Annotated in this window: 13 protein-coding genes; 3 read left to right on the plus strand and 10 right to left on the minus strand. The window is 74.5% G+C overall.

Translation table 11 applies throughout. The annotated features are described in order from the left end of the window. Nucleotides 1-3 precede the first annotated feature (3 nt). The 4 genes from ACRYRX_RS11930 to ACRYRX_RS11945 are packed head-to-tail and all read right to left on the minus strand — an operon-like array spanning nucleotide 4 to nucleotide 3,883. Nucleotides 4-612 (minus strand): hypothetical protein, encoded by a 609-nt coding sequence (locus ACRYRX_RS11930; protein WP_432512146.1) that lies wholly within the window; start codon nucleotides 610-612, stop codon nucleotides 4-6. Nucleotides 613-615: 3 nt separating this feature from the next. Beyond that, on the minus strand, nucleotides 616-1,509 hold the full coding sequence (locus tag ACRYRX_RS11935) for a carbohydrate ABC transporter permease (RefSeq protein ID WP_432512147.1): 894 nt from the start codon (nucleotides 1,507-1,509) through the stop codon (nucleotides 616-618). Further along, a complete protein-coding gene (locus ACRYRX_RS11940; RefSeq protein WP_432512148.1) occupies nucleotides 1,506-2,471 on the minus strand; it encodes a carbohydrate ABC transporter permease in 966 nt (321 codons plus the stop codon). The genes ACRYRX_RS11935 and ACRYRX_RS11940 overlap by 4 nt, the downstream gene beginning before the upstream one ends. 29 nt (nucleotides 2,472-2,500) lie before the next feature. Then, the gene (locus ACRYRX_RS11945) at nucleotides 2,501-3,883 is read right to left on the minus strand and encodes an extracellular solute-binding protein (protein ID WP_432512149.1); all 1,383 of its coding nucleotides are present in this window, start codon (nucleotides 3,881-3,883) and stop codon (nucleotides 2,501-2,503) included. Nucleotides 3,884-4,117: 234 nt separating this feature from the next. Between ACRYRX_RS11945 and ACRYRX_RS11950 the strand changes: the two genes are divergently transcribed. Together ACRYRX_RS11950 and ACRYRX_RS11955 are read left to right on the plus strand one after the other, a co-directional pair. Next, nucleotides 4,118-5,149, plus strand: coding sequence for a LacI family DNA-binding transcriptional regulator (locus tag ACRYRX_RS11950; RefSeq protein ID WP_432512150.1), 1,032 nt, complete (start codon nucleotides 4,118-4,120; stop codon nucleotides 5,147-5,149). Between the two features lie 51 nt (nucleotides 5,150-5,200). Then, nucleotides 5,201-5,470: a TetR family transcriptional regulator gene (locus ACRYRX_RS11955; protein WP_432512151.1), complete on the plus strand. Its 270-nt coding sequence runs from the start codon at nucleotides 5,201-5,203 to the stop codon at nucleotides 5,468-5,470. Between the two features lie 51 nt (nucleotides 5,471-5,521). On the opposite strand, the gene ACRYRX_RS11960 is transcribed toward ACRYRX_RS11955, so the two are convergent. Both ACRYRX_RS11960 and ACRYRX_RS11965 read right to left on the minus strand, forming a co-directional pair. Then, nucleotides 5,522-6,106 (minus strand): TetR/AcrR family transcriptional regulator, encoded by a 585-nt coding sequence (locus ACRYRX_RS11960; RefSeq protein ID WP_432512152.1) that lies wholly within the window; start codon nucleotides 6,104-6,106, stop codon nucleotides 5,522-5,524. Between the two features lie 32 nt (nucleotides 6,107-6,138). Further along, nucleotides 6,139-6,402, minus strand: a complete 264-nt coding sequence (locus ACRYRX_RS11965; RefSeq protein ID WP_432512153.1) for a hypothetical protein — start codon at nucleotides 6,400-6,402, stop codon at nucleotides 6,139-6,141. A gap of 62 nt (nucleotides 6,403-6,464) precedes the next feature. Between ACRYRX_RS11965 and ACRYRX_RS11970 the strand changes: the two genes are divergently transcribed. Further along, nucleotides 6,465-7,481 (plus strand): hypothetical protein, encoded by a 1,017-nt coding sequence (locus ACRYRX_RS11970; protein WP_432512154.1) that lies wholly within the window; start codon nucleotides 6,465-6,467, stop codon nucleotides 7,479-7,481. 8 nt (nucleotides 7,482-7,489) lie between these two features. On the opposite strand, the gene ACRYRX_RS11975 is transcribed toward ACRYRX_RS11970, so the two are convergent. The 4 genes from ACRYRX_RS11975 to ACRYRX_RS11990 all read right to left on the minus strand — a co-directional run bounded on the left by ACRYRX_RS11975 (nucleotide 7,490) and on the right by ACRYRX_RS11990 (nucleotide 12,058). After that, nucleotides 7,490-8,650 (minus strand): MalY/PatB family protein, encoded by a 1,161-nt coding sequence (locus ACRYRX_RS11975; protein ID WP_432512155.1) that lies wholly within the window; start codon nucleotides 8,648-8,650, stop codon nucleotides 7,490-7,492. Nucleotides 8,651-8,872: 222 nt separating this feature from the next. Next, nucleotides 8,873-9,643 (minus strand): carotenoid biosynthesis protein, encoded by a 771-nt coding sequence (locus ACRYRX_RS11980; RefSeq protein ID WP_432512156.1) that lies wholly within the window; start codon nucleotides 9,641-9,643, stop codon nucleotides 8,873-8,875. Between the two features lie 124 nt (nucleotides 9,644-9,767). After that, nucleotides 9,768-10,739: an NADP-dependent oxidoreductase gene (locus ACRYRX_RS11985; RefSeq protein WP_432512157.1), complete on the minus strand. Its 972-nt coding sequence runs from the start codon at nucleotides 10,737-10,739 to the stop codon at nucleotides 9,768-9,770. Between the two features lie 179 nt (nucleotides 10,740-10,918). Further along, the gene (locus ACRYRX_RS11990) at nucleotides 10,919-12,058 is read right to left on the minus strand and encodes an FAD-dependent oxidoreductase (protein WP_432512158.1); all 1,140 of its coding nucleotides are present in this window, start codon (nucleotides 12,056-12,058) and stop codon (nucleotides 10,919-10,921) included. Between the last annotated feature and the right edge of the window lie 278 nt (nucleotides 12,059-12,336).

The raw sequence follows: 12,336 nt of genomic DNA on the forward strand, positions 1-12,336 counted from the left end.
GGTTCACCTCGGGAGGGGGTCGGGGCGGAGGAAAGCCGCGGCGGGGCCGGCGGCGGCGGGAGCCAGGAGGGCGTGCGCGACGCGGGCGGTGAGGCCCGCGGCGACGGGGAGCAGGAGGGGGACGACGAGGACCGCGGCGGCGAGCCCGCCGGTCACCAGGAGCACGCCCAGCACGCGCAGCGGGTGAGCTGCCGCCGACGTCCCGGACCGGAGCAGCAGCACGGGCAGCGGGGTGCGTGCCGGGGCGGTCAGGGCCGTGACGCCGACGGCGCCCGCGGCCAGCCCGAGCGTCGTCCCGGCCGCGAGCACCACGGTGCGGACGGTGTCCAGCGGTGCCGCGGTCGCCCAGGTGACGTCCACGACGGCCACGGCCGCGGCGGCGGTGAGGAGCAGTTGCAGCGGCACCCCTGCGCGCAGGCGGGCGCGGAACGCGGGCAGGTAGCGGCGGGCCGCGGTCCCGTCCCGCCCGCGGTCGCCGAGGACGCCGGTCGCGGCCGCCACCGCCGTCCAGGCGGTCACCAGCGGCAGGGCCGCCACGACGGTCAGGAGTCCGACGAGCACCGTGTCGGCGAACCGGTCCAGGGCCCGGGCGGGCCGGGAGTCGAGGTCCACGGGTCAGCCCTTCACTCCGGACAGCGCGAGGTTCTCCATGATCGCCCGCTGGGCCACGGCGAACAGCAGCATGATCGGCAGGATCACCAGGAGCGAGGCGGCCATCAGGTAGCCCCACTGGCTGGTGTAGAGCGACCGGAACGACGCCAGCCCCAGGGAGAGGGTGAACTTGTCGGGGTCCGACAGGTAGATCAGCGGGTTCAGCAGGTCGTTCCAGACCGCGATGGTCGTGAAGACGGCGACCAGGGTCAGCGGGCCCTTGGTGAGCGGGACGGCGATCCGCCAGAACACCGTCCACGGTGAGCCGCCGTCGACGTACATCGCGTTGTCGAGGTCGGCGGGGATCTGCAGGAAGAACTGCCGCAGCATGAAGATGTTGAACGCGGCGCCGGCCGCGAACCACGGCGGCAGCGCCAGCGGGACGTAGGTGTTCGTCAGCCCCAGTTCCTGCCACCCCACGAACGTGGGGATGAGCGTGGCCGCGTAGGGCAGCATCAGCCCGCTCATGAGGACCGCGAAGCAGACGTCCCGGCCGCGCCAGGCCAGGCGGGAGAAGGCGAAGGCCGCGGCCGAGGAGCTCAGCAGGGCCCCGGGGACGATGAGCACCACCAGCAGCAGGGTGTTCGCGGCGTACCGGCCGAACGGCGCCGACGCCAGGGCGCCGGAGAAGTTGGACCACAGGAAGGGGTCCGGGATCCAGTCCGGCGGGTACGAGAAGATCTGCTCGGTGCCCATGAGCGAGCTGCGGACCAGCCACACGAACGGCATGAGGCACGCGAACACCGTGACGGCCAGGAGCAGCACGACCACGACCTGCCGGGGCCGGACGCCACGCCGCGAGGGCGACGCCGGGCGCGTGGTGGGGGGCGTGGTCGGGGTCGGGGCGGGTGCGCTCATCGCTTCGATCCCTCGGTGTGGACCCAGTAGCGGGCGGTGCGGAACAGGACCGCGGTGACCACGACGATCACCACGAAGAGGATCCAGGCCATGGCCGAGGCGTAGCCGAGCTGCCCCTCGCCGAAGGCCTTCGTGTAGAGGTAGAAGACGTAGAACAAGGTGGCGTCGTTGGGTCCGCCGTTGGTGATGACGTAGGCGGAGTCGAAGTTCTGGACCGCGGCGATCATCCCGGTGACGAAGTTGAACAGGATGATCGGGCTGATCTGCGGCAGCGTGATGTGCCACGTCCGGCGCAGCGTCCCCGCCCCGTCCATCTGCGCGGCCTCGACGAGTTCGCGCGGGACGCCCTGCAGCGCGGCCAGGAAGACCAGGGCCATGTTGCCGAAGCCCCACACCGCGACGAGCGCGATCGAGGGCAGGGCGGTCGACTCGCCGTAGATCCACTGCGACTGGGGCAGGCCGACCAGGCGCAGCGCCGAGTTCAGCAGACCGGCGGTGGGGTCGAACAACCACAGCCACAGGACGGCGCTGGCCACCGGGGGGACCAGCACGGGCAGGTAGAAGACGGTCCGGAAGAACCCCCGCCCCCGCTGGACCTGGTTCATCAGCGCCGCGACGCCGAAGGCGACGACGACGGTGCCCGGCACGGCCAGCAGCGCGTAGAGCAGAGTCGCCTTCAACGACGCCAGGAACCGGGGGTCGTCCAGGATCGCCCGGTAGTTGTCGGCGCCGACGAACTGCGGCGCCCCGCCGATCGACCAGTCCGTCAGGCCGATGACCAGCGAGGCGATCATCGGGCCGACGGTGAAGACGACGAAACCCGCGACGGCCGGGGCGGCGAAGATCCAGCCCCAGCGCGTCTGCTGCCTCGCCAGCGCGCCGGTGCTCCGCCGGGGGCGCGGCCGACCGCGCCGCGGCGGGGCGACCGGTGGGGTGACGCCGAGGGGGGTGCTGGTGGTCACGGGTTTCCTCCCACGGATCCGGTTGCGGCTCAGGCCTTCTGGTCGAGGTAGGCGCCCTTGAGCTGCCCGTTGACCGTCGCGGCGAGCTGCTCCACGCGGTCGGTCACGTCCCCGGCGCCGGTGACGATCGGCCCCATCGCGTTGGTGATGGTCGTCGCGATGGTGGTGAAGTCCTTGATCTTGTAGGAGGGGTACGCCACGCCGTTGCCGATGACCGTGTCGATGACGGCGGTCCGGAAACCGGCCGGGTGAGCTCCCCCACCGGTCCACTGCGAGATCTTCGCCTCATCGGTGTAGCAGTCCGCGATCGCCGGCATCCACAACCCCGAGGAGTACAGGTCGACCCGGCCGGGGTCGGCGAGCTGCTCCATGAGGTCCAGGCCGAAGTCGGTGTGCTCGCTGGCCGCGAACACGGCGGTGGCACCGGACAGCGTGGTCGTCACGTACTCCTGGTGGTACGGCAGCACGCCGACGTCGTAGTTCACCGTCGAGGCCGCGAGATCGAGCAGCCCCCAGGTGCCGTCGACCACCATGGCCACGCGCTTGCTGGCCAGCAGCAGCGAGGAGCTCGCGCCGAACGTCGTCGCCTGCGCGGGGGTGGGTGAGACCCGGTGCTCGGTGATGAGGTCGCAGAGGTCCTGCAGGACCGCGACGGCCTCGGGAGCGTCGAGGTTGGTGGCGGTGCCGTCCTCGGTGAACAGGTCGACGCCGTTGGACTTCAGCAGGGCGAACAGCTGCGGCAGGCCGGTCGGGGCGGCGAACCCGTAGCGTTCCACCTGGTCGGCCTTGAAACCCGTCTCCGAGGGGTGGCGGCCGTCGGCGTCCACGGTCAGCCGGTCGGCGGCGCTGACCAGGTCGTCCCACCGCCACGCCCCGTCCATCGACGCGGGGACGGTCACGCCGGCGGAGGCGGCGGCGTCGGTGTCGAAGAACAGGGTCATCGCCTCCTGGCAGGACTGCGCGACGGCCCCCTCCTCGGAGTACCAGTGCAGGGCCTGCGGCAGGTAGTTCGTGAACCGGTCGGCGACGTTGACGAGCTTGCCCTCGGCGCCGAGCCGCATCGCCATCGACTCGGTGAGGTACCCGGCGTCGGGGGGTGTGTTCGCGGCGATGAGGGTGTTGATCTTCGTCTCGTAGTTGGTGGGGATGGACTGGGGTTTCGCGGTCAGGCCGGCCGCCTGCGCGGCGCTGCCGAGGACGGCGGTGACGGCGTCCTTCTCCGCGCCGGTGCCCCAGAAGGTGAAGACGAAGTCGGTGCTCGAGCCCGAACTCCCCCCGGAGCTGCAGGCCTGCAACCCCAGGGCCGGTCCGGCGGCGCCCAGGCCCGCGAGCCCGAGGAAACCGCGGCGACCGAGGGGCACCCGGCCTCGGGCGGTGGTCGTGGAACGGTCGGACGGCGTGCGAGTGGCCATGGACACTTCCTCGGGTGGGGGGCTGCGGCGGCGCTCCGGTCGCGCAGACGGCGGTGGGCGGGTCCGTCCGGTCCGGGCGGCTGTGCCCGAACTGACCGAAAGGCCTTTCGATGTCGACGACCGTAGGAGCGCGCCGCAAGGCGTGTCAAACGTTGACCTGCACGAAAGTGGTTTCGTAACCTGGCCGCGATCGGAGCCGGGAACCGCCGGCTCTCCCCACCCTGCGAGGTCCCCGTGAACGCCCCCGCCCCCCGACCCCCGCGCCGGGCGGCCACGCTGGCCGACGTCGCGCAGGCCGCCGGCGTCTCGCTCGCGACCGCCTCCAAGGCCCTCAACGGCCGCCGCGACGTCGGGGCGGCGACCCGGGCCCGCGTCACCGAGGTCGCCCGGTCCCTCGACTTCGCACCCAACCAGCTCGCCCGCAGCCTCATGTCCGGGCGCACCGGCTCGGTGGGCCTGCTGACCGACGACCTGGAGGGCCGCTTCGCACTGCCGGTGATGATCGGGGCCGAGGACGCCCTCGGCGAGGCCGAGACCGTGGCCCTCCTGGCGAACAGCCGGGGGCGCCCGGACCTGGAGCAGCGCCACCTCAGCGCGCTGCTGGGCCGGCGGATCGACGGGCTGCTGCTGGTGGGCAAGGGCCCCGAACCCCGCGCCCCGCTGCCCCGGACCCCCTCGGGGGTGGCCACGGTCTACGCCTACGCACCCTCCAGCGACCCGGCGGACACGTCGTTCGTGTGCGACCACCGCGGCGCCGGACGCCTGGCCGCCGAGCACCTGCTCGCCGTCGGGTGCCGGCGCATCGCGCACGTCGGCGGGCCGGTGGACGGCCAGATCGGCCACCTCGCCGCCGAGCTGCGCGCTCTGGGCACCGCCGACGCGCTGGCCGACCACGGCCTCCCCCTCGTGACGGGTTCCGCACTGCACGGGGAGTGGCTCGAACGCTGGGGGTGGGCAGCCACCGAGCGGTTGCTGGCGTCCGAGGAGTTCGACGGCCTCGTCTGCGGGAACGACCAGATCGCGCGGGGCGCGGTCGACCTGCTGACGACACGGGGGGTGCGGGTCCCCGGCGACGTCGCCGTCGTGGGTTTCGACAACACCACCGCGATCGCCGCGCACGGCCGCCTGCCCCAGACGACGGTCGACATGAACCTCTACGAGGTGGGGCGGACGGCCGCGAGCGCTCTGCTGGACCCCGCCACGCTGCGGGCCGGCGAGCAGCAGATCCCGGGCCGGCTCGTCGTCCGGGAGTCCTCCCGGCGCTGACGACGAGCGCCGCGGCGCCACCGGGCCGGGAACGGGTGCGACGACCGGTCGGTGCCGAGGATCGTCGACCACGACGCGCGCCGCGCGGAACTCGTCACCACCTCCCTGCGCCTGGTGGCGGGGCACGGGATCGAGGCCGTCGACAGCCGGTCGGTGAGCGCGGCGACGGGCACCTCGGCGGGTTCGCTGTGGAACCACTTCCCATCCACGGACCACCTCGTGGCCGCGGCGTCCACCCGTGTCCTGCGGCGGGACGCGAGCGACGTGACGCACGAGGGCGCTCAGGGGGCCGATGGACGCCCGCGACGCCGTCGGCGGTGACCTCGGCGGGGAGGACCCGTTCGTCGAGGCGTTCGACTCCACGCGGTGCCGTCAGCGCGGCGGTGCGGGGTCCGTCGACGCGCTGACGGTGGGGGTCGCGGGGATCGTGCCGGTGTCGAGGGCGTGCAGCAACCACGCCACCACCTCGTCCCGGTCGGCCGGTCCCTGCTCCAGCTCCTCGGTGAGGTCGTCCATCCACAGGCCCTGCGCGGCCAGGAGCACGACGCGCTGACCGAGGGACGGCCTCTCCCCGGGCGCGCGGGTCCAGCTGCGGACGAGCGCGGTCCACCGGGCCTCGACGTCGTCGCCCCAGACCTGACCGAGCAGCACGCGCAGCCCGGCACCGGCGTCGCGGTCGAGGACGGAGCGGACGAACGCGGCGAGCCGTTCGGTCAGGGGCGCCTCGTCGAAGGGGCGGCCCAGGTGTCCGCGGGCCGCGGTCTCCCACTCGTCCAGGACGTGCTGCGCGGCGGCCGCGAGCAGGTCGTCGCGCGAGGCGAAGTGGTAGAACACGCCGGCCTTGGTCAGGCCGGTCTCGGCGGACACCGCCTCGAAGGTGACGGCTCCGGGCCCACTGCGGGTGGCGATGCCGAGCGTGGCGTCGACGATGCGCTGGCGACTGCTGGTCCTGGCCATCGCCGGACACCGTACCCGTGGCGCGCGCGGGCTCAGCGTCGCGCGGAGGTCATCCGCCCGAGTTCCTCGGCCAGGGCCTGGGCCGTCACCCGTTCGACTCCGCGCGCCCCGGCCAGTCGGGCCGCGGCGCGCTGGACGAGCCGTTCCCGGGCCCGGCGTTCCCGCCGGGCGGCGGCGCTCGCGGTCGCGGCGGCGGCCTCGCGCACCCACAGGCTCCACGTCCGCACGCGGGGACGGCGCCGGACGATCGACGCGATGACGGACCGGGTCCTCGTCTGCCGCTGCTCGGGAACCATGAGCCGAACTTTACCGTCTGTCAGGTACAGGATCAACGATCGGCCCAACACCTGGAGGAGTCGTGCACCGCATCACCGCCCCCGTGCTCGTCGTCGGGGGGACCGGGGTGGTGGGGTCGGCCACGGCCGCCCACCTGAGCCGCCGGCAGCCGAGGATCGAGGTCGTCGCGGCGGGCAGGTCGAGCGACGTCCCCGCCGACACCGCGCTCCCCGGCCTGGGCCTGCCCGCGGGTCGGGCCTTCGGCGCGGTCGTGAACCTCGCCCCGGACCCCTTCCACCACGTGCACCGCTTCGCCCAGGAGCGCGAGGTCCCCCTGGTCTCGCTCATCGGCGGCCCGCACTCGCTGGCCGAGGAGATCACCGTCCACTCCGCCCACCGGGGGGACGCCACGTTCGTCCACGCCGGGCACTGGGCCGGGGGCCTCGTCGGCGCCCTGGCCCTGCAGGCGGCCGAACGCCTCCGCAGCGTCGAGACCCTCACCGTCGTCGCCGTGCTGGACCCTCGGGACCGGCTCGGGCCCGCGGCGACGGACGGCCGGGTCTGGCGGGAGTTCGAGGCCGCGCACCCGTTCCCCTTCACCGCCGGCGGGGGCGGCTGGAACTGGACCACCCGCCACACCCGGCGCCGGGTGCCCTTCACCACCGTCAGCGGCGACCTCGCCACCGCCTGGCAGATCAGCACCACCGACGTCCTGGGGCTGGGCGAGGCCCTGCGCCCGGCCCTCGTCCGGTTCGCGGCGGCCGACGACGAGGACTCCGCCGGAACCCTCGTCGGCGCCCCGCCCAGCCACGACGTGGTGTTCGACCTCACCGGCACCAACCGGCACCGGTCCCCCGTCGCGCACCGGCTCGACCTGCGCCACCCCCGGGGTTTCGCGGACCTGACCGGCCTGTCCGCGGCGCTCCTGACCGAACGCGTCCTCGGGCTGAACGGGGGCCTGGCGCCCCGTCCGGGTTTCCACGACGCCATCACGCTGCTGAGCTCCCTGCCGCTCATCGGTGTCCTGGAGGAACTCGGCAGCGTGGTGCGGCACTCGGTCTCCCTCGCCCCCGCAGGTCTGCCCGTCCCGGGGCGCTGAGGCGGGCGTCACGAACCCGCCGGCACCTCCCGGGCCCGGACCAGGCGGGCCACGGCCTCGCGGACCGTGTCGGGAGCGCAGGCGAGGTTCACCCGCGCGAAACCCGCGCCGCCGGGTCCGAAGGCCGGGCCGTTGGACAGGGCGACCCGGCCGTGCTCCAGCGCGTGCCGGGCGGGGTCGTCGCCCCAGCCGAGCTCCCGCAGGTCCAGCCAGGCCAGGTAGGAGGCCGACGGGGTGCGCAGCCGGGCCTGCGGCAGGTGCGCCGCGAGTTCCCGCCGCAGCAGGTCGACGTTGCCCTCGATGGTGGCGAGGGTGGCGTCCAGCCAGTCGAGCCCGTCGGTGAAACCCGCCCGGGTCGCCAGCGCCCCGAAGTGCCCGGTGCGGAAGACGACCTCCTCCGGCAGCGACCGCACGATCCGGGTCGTGCGGTCGGAGGCCGTGACGAACAACGCGGTCTTCAGCCCGGCCAGGTTGAACGCCTTGCTGCCCGAGCACGCGGCGATCCCGTGGTCCCGGGCCTCCTCGGACACGGTGAGGTAGGGGGTGAACTCCACCCCTCGGTGCGTCAGGGGCGCGTGGATCTCGTCGCTGACGACCGCGGCGCCGTGCCGGGCGACGACCCGGGACAGCTCGGTGAGTTCCTCGCGGGAGTGCACGCGCCCCACGGGGTTGTGCGGGTTGCACAGCAGCACGGCCCGCGCACCGGCCGCCAGCGCACGGTCGACGCCTTCCAGGTCGAGGCGGTACTCCCGCCCGTCGTCGAGCAGCGGGACGTCGACCACCGTCCCGCCCGCCTCGACGACGAGGTCGAAGAACGGCGGGTAGACCGGCGAGGTGACGACCACGCCGTCGCCGGGGGCGGTGAGGCGGCGCAGCGACTCCACGACGACCACGCTGACGTCGGTGGTGCAGGACGTCCGGGACGGGTCGATCTCCCAGTCCCACGCGTCCCGGGCGTAGGCGGCGTAGGCCTCGGCGGCGCCGGTGTCGTGCGGGTTGACGTATCCGGTGTCACCGTCGGCGAGCGCCTGCTGCAACGCCGCGGTGATGGCCGGGGCCAGCGGGAAGTCCATCTCGGCGATGAACATCGGCAGGACGTCGGGAGGGTGGGTCGTCCACTTCTCGCTCCGGCGTCGTCGCAACTGCTCCATCGGGGCGGCGTCCGTCACCGCGACCTCCTCCACTTTCCCTGAGCGTGAAGCCAGTGAAAATACCCTCGCCCAGGAGGACGTCGTGACCGCACCGGGCACCACCGGCGGGACCACCACCGGGACCACCGGTCCCGTGCGGACCGATCCGCTGCGCGCCGGGCGGGTGACCCCGGGGAACTGCTGCACCTCGCACCGGGGTCGAGACCGGCGTCCGCCGGGACCGGGCGCGGATCGCCCGGCTCAGCCGGCTGACCGGTTCCGCCACGACTCCCGCAGGTACGGCCCCACCGTCAGGCCCATCGCGATCCCGCCGTAGGCGGCCACGACGGGACGGCGGAAGAACGTCGCGTTGGCCAGCGTCGAGCCGAGCCACGTCCAGCCCAGCAGGGCCGCGGGAACCGCGTGACCGCTGCCGGGCCGGTCGGCGGGCAACCCCGCGTGCAGCAGGCCGCACATCGCCAGCGCGACCCCGGCCCACCCGGCGTAGTTCGTCAGCGGGATCCCCGGCACGCCGGGCAGGTGGGGCCGCGGGCGGTCGAACGTCCAGTGCCCGGCGGCGGTCATCTGCGGGTCCAGGAACAGGTCCCAGGACGCCAGCGTCCACGCGGCCGTCCCGACGGCCACCGCGTCCCGCACCGGGCGCGGGGTGCCGGGGGGCAGCCGCTGGGCGAGGCGCCTGCCCAGGACGACCGCCGGCGCGGCGGTCATCGTCCACGCCAGCGGGACGACCAGCGGGACGCCGGCCGCCTGCGGGCCCAGCGTGCCGGCGTACCGGTAGGCGCCGAAGACCCGCCCGGTCCGGGTCCCCACCGCTTCGGCGAGCAGGCCGACCCCACCGGCGACCGCGAGGGCGGTGAGGCCACCGCGCGGACCGGACCGTCGCCAGGTCTCGGTCACGGCGGCCGCGCAGACGGTCGCGACGGACCCGATGGTCAAGCGCCGCAACGCCTCTCCGCGCAGCAGCGGGTACGCCACCTGCGAGGCGACGCCCGCACCGGTCAGCGCGGTCACCACCCGTGCGAGCCGTCTGCCCCGCTCCCCTCCCGCGGGGTGGGGCGTGCGGTGCGGACGTCCGGGGCGGGCGGTGGGCACGGGACTCGTCTCCTGGGGGTCGGTGGTCGGTCGGGGTCCGGCTTCAGCGGGTGGCGTCGAGGTCCAGGACGACGCGGCCGCGCTTGCCGCGGGCCAGGACGCGGTCGAAGGCCGCGTCGGCCCCGGACAGCGGGTGGACGGAGTCCACCCGCGGGACGAGGACGCCGTCCACGGCCAGCCCGGCCAGTTCCTCCAGCCGGGCGGTCTCGGCGTCCACGACCATCAGGAGCCCTGCGTGCTGGGACACGTCGCGGGACAGCTCGAAACCGGCCTCGTCGGCCGCCGGGTCCGAGGTGACGTACGTGCCGGTGGCCGCCAGGTGGGGCAGGGCCTGCTCGAAGGACCACAGCGCCGGGGTGTCGACGACGAGGTCGAAGGCGTCACCGTCGCGGAAGGGCCCGGCGTCGTCGGAGAGGCGGGTGGACGACGCACCCCAGGCGCTGACGGCGTCCGCCGCGGCGGACGAGGTGTGGGCGACGACCTCGGCCCCGCGGGCACTGGCGAGCTGGACGACGTACCCGCCGAGCGAGCCGGCCGCCCCGATGACCAGCACCGAGGTCCCGGCCCGCACGGGGGCGACGCGGTCGACGACCTCGAGGGCCGTGAGGCCGCCGGCGGGCAGCGCCGCGCCCTGGACGAAACCGATGCGCTCCGGCAGCCGGGCCAGGGCGGTCTCGGGGACCGCGACGTAGCGGGCGTGGGTGCGGGGGCCGTCGAACACGTGCACGTACCCGAAGACGCGGTCCCCGACCCGGGACGACTCCCCGTCGGTGGCGACGACGCCCGCGAACTCGACGCCGGTCAGGACCGGTCCGCGCGAGCGGAAGGCCTCGATCTCGGCCGCGAGGGCGGGTTCGCCGGCGCGGACGTGCACGTCGAGGTCGACGACGCCGGCGGCGTGCACCTCCACGAGCACCTCCCCGGCCGCCGGGCGCGGCGTCGGGACGCGCCCGGGCCGGACGCGGGGGGCGTCGTCGTCGCGCAGCAGGGCAGTCATCTCGCGGGGGATGCGCATCGCAGGTCCTCACCGTTCGCGGTCGGGTCCCGGCTGCGCCGGGACGTCCCCACCAGACTACCTTCCGATCGGTCAGTACTGTCGACCGATCGGCTGAAGGTTGGTCGTCCCCGTCGACGGGCCCGCACCGGCGGCTGTCGCCACCGGGCGGACCGGCCCGTCCGGCCAGGGGTTCGACGTCACTCCTGCCGTCGGCGCCGGGACGGGACCAGCGCGCCGCGCGCGGCGTGCAGGAGGTGCGACGCGGCGCGCAGCCGGTGCGAGGCGCCGGGCGCGCTGACCATCTCGATGAGCCCGGCGGTGCTGTGCTGCGACAGTTCCACGAACGGCTTCACCCGGGCGGTGTACCGGCGCGCCGCGGCGTCGAGGCCGGCGCGGGACCGGTCCTGCGTCCGGTTGAGCTCCTGGCTCAGGCGGAGCGCACCCAGCAGGCCGGCGTGGACGCCCGACCCCGACAGCGGGTCCAGGCAGTGGGCCGCGTCGCCGACCAGGACGACCCGGCCGGCGTGCCAGGTGGGCGTGCGCACCTGGGCGAACCGCGTCAGCCGCACGGTGGTGAGGTCGGCCCCGTCCAGGGCGTCCGCGACGCGACGGCCGCGCTCACCCCCGCCGAGGGCGTCCCGGACCCGGGCGACGAGGTCGCCCACCTTCGACGGCCGGGGGCCGGTGTGCAGGAAGGCGACCACCAGGGCCTCCTCGCCCCCGGGGTAGGGGAAGAACTGCGCGCTCAGACCCTTGCCGATGTGCATCTCGGCGGTGTCGGGCCCCAGCGCCTCGATGGGCAGGTCGATCCACACGTTCGTCCAGCCGTTCTCGTAGACCAGCGACCGGTCCGGCCCGAGGCTGAGGCGCCGCACGGTGGACCGCAGACCGTCGGCCCCCAGCAGCAGGTCGTACCGCCCGCTGGCGCCGTCGGCGAAGTGCGCGACGACGTGGTCGGCGCGCTGCTCGATGCCGACCAGTTCCCTGCTCCGCTGCACCGGGACCTCGGCGGCGGTGCGTTCGGCGACCGCGCCCACGAGGTCCCGGCGACGGGCGATGCGGTACCCGGCGGGACGCACGGTGGTGAGTTTCCTGCTCCCCGTGCGGGTCCGCCGGTGCAGCGTGATGTCCGGCGAGGGTTCGCTGACCCGGTGCACGACGTCGCCCAGACCCAGGTCCGCCAGGAGGTTCTGGGCGGCCGGGGCCATCTGCACCTGGTAGCCGTTGCGCTGCGGCTCGCTCGCGGCGTCGACGAGGGTCACGTCGTGGCCGGTGCGGCGCAAGTGCAGCGCCGTGGCGCACCCCGCCAGCCCCGCACCCGCGATGAGGATCTCCATGGGCACTCCCCTGAAATCAGCTGACCGATCGGATTGTTGTGCTGACCGGAGCGTATACTCTGTGGAGGTGACCACGAACTCCCCGGCGAGTCCCGGGCCTCCGCCGACCGGATCCACGACCGGTCCCCAGCCCACCGGTTCCCACCCACGTCCCGCCCGCGCGGGCAGGCGCGCGTGGCTGGCGTTGATCGTCCTGACCCTGGCCGTGGTGCTGCTGGCCGTCGACGGCACCGTCCTGGCCCTGGCCATCCCCGCCCTGACCGCCGACCTGAACCCCA

It is taken from the genome of Kineococcus lubricus (assembly GCF_050871965.1).
Classification (GTDB): Bacteria; Actinomycetota; Actinomycetes; order Actinomycetales; family Kineococcaceae; genus Kineococcus.

Excerpts from the sequence above, each read along its gene's own strand:
- ACRYRX_RS11985 (WP_432512157.1), bottom strand. The coding sequence starts at position 10,739 with ATGCGCATCCCCCGCGAGATGACTGCCCTGCTGCGCGACGACGACGCC.
- ACRYRX_RS11990 (WP_432512158.1), bottom strand. The coding sequence starts at position 12,058 with ATGGAGATCCTCATCGCGGGTGCGGGGCTGGCGGGGTGCGCCACGGCG.
- ACRYRX_RS11960 (WP_432512152.1), bottom strand. The coding sequence starts at position 6,106 with ATGGCCAGGACCAGCAGTCGCCAGCGCATCGTCGACGCCACGCTCGGC.
- ACRYRX_RS11935 (WP_432512147.1), bottom strand. The coding sequence starts at position 1,509 with ATGAGCGCACCCGCCCCGACCCCGACCACGCCCCCCACCACGCGCCCG.
- ACRYRX_RS11945 (WP_432512149.1), bottom strand. The coding sequence starts at position 3,883 with ATGGCCACTCGCACGCCGTCCGACCGTTCCACGACCACCGCCCGAGGC.
- ACRYRX_RS11965 (WP_432512153.1), bottom strand. The coding sequence starts at position 6,402 with ATGGTTCCCGAGCAGCGGCAGACGAGGACCCGGTCCGTCATCGCGTCG.